This is a genomic window from Paraglaciecola arctica BSs20135 (genome assembly GCF_000314995.1).
In the GTDB taxonomy this organism is placed as follows: Bacteria; Pseudomonadota; Gammaproteobacteria; order Enterobacterales; family Alteromonadaceae; genus Paraglaciecola; species Paraglaciecola arctica.
On record NZ_BAEO01000022.1, the window covers coordinates 1 to 2,687 of the forward strand.

A 2,687-nucleotide genomic window follows, 5' to 3' on the forward strand; every position below is an offset into this window, starting at 1 on the left:
AAGCCAACTGATACTGTATAAACGTTGGCGGTAAATCCCTACGGTTTCTTCTAAGGTGAAAAACTCACTTTTACTGAGTGTATCCCCTCTTTGGTACTTTTGACTCAACAGTGTGCCTTGATACATTTGATGCCAGCGCCATATGACTTCATCCATTGACCAGCTCTCAGCCAAGTCTTTATCCACACAAACAACAACATGGGTATGATTACTCATCACTGCATAAGCACAAATATCAATAGAAAATACTGACCCAAGAAACAACAAACGTTTCTCGACCCAACCACGGCGATGTTCGTAACTTTGCCCCGTAAACTTATCCTCACCGCACAAAAAAGAATGACGAACACAACGGGAAATACAATGGTAATAAGGGGTATCGATTAAACTAATTTGATTTTTACGTGGCAGAGGCATAACAGACCATCCGTGGTTGTTTGAGTACCTTAAAGTTTAGAGCAAAGCAGTGTTTTTGCTACTTTTTAAAAATGGGTGTCAACTTTAGCTTTTTAGCTTTTTAGCTTTTGAATGCCTAATTCCACCTATACAAACACCCACTCAATAATATGATGATAAAAACTGATGCCAAATATGACATTAAAAGGGAACGTAAGCCCCAAGGAAGCCAGCATAGCTAGTCCAATATCAGCATCATTAATGCTGCTTTTTATTGCCGCTGGTGCAGCAATATATGAAGCACTAGCCACCAAGCTAGCTAAAATTAATGTAGTCCCTACATCCAACCCCATTACATTTCCTGCTGCTATACCAAGCAAAGCTAATACGCTAGGAGCTAATAGAGCAAAGGCTAACAAGCGCCAATGTTTAAAAGGGATAGGCTGCAAGGTAGCTGCTGCCACTAAGCCCATTTCTAATAAGAACAATGCCAACACAGCTTTAAAAATACCTGTAAATAACTCGGTTACTTCGCTGCCGGTTTGGTAACCGTACATAAAACCTATGATCACGCCGCCTAATAGTAAAATCACCCCTCTATTAGTAAAGGACTCATGCCATAAATTTCCCATGCTAGTGGCAGCCGTATCAGTTTGATAACGTCGATACAGCAACAAACCAACCACAATTGCTGGAAGTTCTAATAACACTAAATACAAAGTCACTTCTGGAGCGACTGCAAGGTGGTTTGTTTCCACGTAAGCCAATGCTACCGCAAAAGTACCGGCACTAACTGAGCCATAGTGCGCCGCAATACTGGCACTGTCAGCTAGTGATAAGTGCACTAACTTTCTCAGTACCGGGAATAACAACAGCGGCACAATGCCACCTAAGGCAGCAACTAATAAAAGCTCAGGTACTAGTTCCCAGCTTATGTTTCCATGTAAAGCCATGCCTCCTTTAAGACCGATGGTTAACATCAGTAATAAACTCATGGTGTCGTAGGTAGCTTTAGGGACTTTTAAATCGGAGCGAACTAAACCAGCAATTAGTCCAAGTAAAAAAAACATGACAACAATGTCAGGCATAACACTCTCTTATAACTCTAAATATTTATTGCCCTAGAATAAAGCCAAAACTCAAGGTTACAACAACAAAATTGTTGGAGTTTTGTTAATGAACTTGGCATTCAATTTTTTGTGCCTTTCAATAATTGATTTAACTCCGCCAGTTCATTGCTAAATCTTTTTTTACGCTTAGCTGCCCAAATCCAAATACAGGGCATGCCAACAGCATTAATTGCGGCCGTGATTAAGACTTTTCGCATCCACTTATCTTCTGGGTATACATCAAAATAGTATAGAGCACCATAAAATACGATCATCAATACCACGACAAACCATACCGAATGCAAGCTTAGGGTTGCGATTTTAATATTGCTTTGAATTTGTTTTTGTATTCTTTGAATATGTTGATCTGTAGTGACATGTGACCAGCCCAAGGAAAAACGCCTTAACCAAGTGATATAAAATACCATCAACACTGAAACAGACATCACGCCAAGCAACAGCGCCATAGTAAACTTGTCTAATTGCGCAGATTTAAACCAAATAATAATAAAAGGGATGGTCAAACTAAAGAAATCCAAAGCGACATAACAGCGCTGTTTCAATCTGACCTTGTGCCATTTTTTAATGACGTCATTAAGATTTGGTTTTAGCACTTCTTGGCACTGCCAAAGTTGCTTCAATGGGTCTTGATTATCAGACATGCTGAATGGTCTCCATTAATACTTTTCTTGCTCTATTGAGGATCACACCCGCGTTGGAGCTACTGATACCACAAGCAGCTGCAATTTCGTCATAGCTAAGGCCTTCCATCGACATAGTCATCACTTGCCTAGTTTGAATTGGCATTTTTCTAATTTCTTTAAGCATTGTTTGAATCTGCTGTTGTTGGGCAAATTGCACGTCAGAACTAGCCTGTTGACTTGGCTGTGGAGTCTCTACTTCACAATAACTTTCGTTGCGGGGCTGTTTGGCATGATAAGCAACATGAGTAATAGCTCTATTGTGAGCCACACGCAGTACGTAGGTTTTAACACTGCTGTCGCCTTTGAATTTTTCTAACGCTTGCCACACGGCTAAAGAAATTTCCTGCAACAACTCCTGACGCAAATGAAAATTTGCTTCATAGGTCGCAGCCACGCGGCCTAATAAGGCAGCATGCTCTTGCAAAACTTGGCGAAGGTCCATGCTCAAGTGACTCAATATTCCCTAAAAACGACATAT

At 40.6% G+C, this 2,687-nt stretch carries 3 protein-coding genes and 1 pseudogene; all 4 read right to left on the reverse strand.

Annotated elements, in window-relative coordinates; translation table 11 throughout:
- Nucleotides 1–417, reverse strand: a pseudogene (locus tag GARC_RS08355) (transposase); the annotation flags it as partial.
- Between the two features lie 125 nt (nt 418–542).
- On the reverse strand, nt 543–1,484 hold the full coding sequence (locus GARC_RS08360) for a sodium-dependent bicarbonate transport family permease (RefSeq protein ID WP_007618824.1): 942 nt from the start codon (nt 1,482–1,484) through the stop codon (nt 543–545).
- 101 nt (nt 1,485–1,585) lie between these two features.
- Nucleotides 1,586–2,167 carry a hypothetical protein gene (locus tag GARC_RS08365; RefSeq protein WP_007618825.1) on the reverse strand — a complete coding sequence of 194 codons (582 nt, stop codon included), beginning with the start codon at nt 2,165–2,167 and terminating at the stop codon, nt 1,586–1,588.
- Nucleotides 2,160–2,651 (reverse strand): RNA polymerase sigma factor, encoded by a 492-nt coding sequence (locus tag GARC_RS08370; protein WP_007618826.1) that lies wholly within the window; start codon nt 2,649–2,651, stop codon nt 2,160–2,162. Before GARC_RS08370 ends, GARC_RS08365 begins: the two co-directional genes overlap by 8 nt.
- Nucleotides 2,652–2,687: the final 36 nt, after the last annotated feature.

Coding starts and splice junctions, on each gene's coding strand:
- GARC_RS08370 (WP_007618826.1), bottom strand. CDS start 2,651: ATGGACCTTCGCCAAGTTTTGCAAGAGCATGCTGCCTTATTAGGCCGC.
- GARC_RS08360 (WP_007618824.1), bottom strand. CDS start 1,484: ATGCCTGACATTGTTGTCATGTTTTTTTTACTTGGACTAATTGCTGGT.
- GARC_RS08365 (WP_007618825.1), bottom strand. CDS start 2,167: ATGTCTGATAATCAAGACCCATTGAAGCAACTTTGGCAGTGCCAAGAA.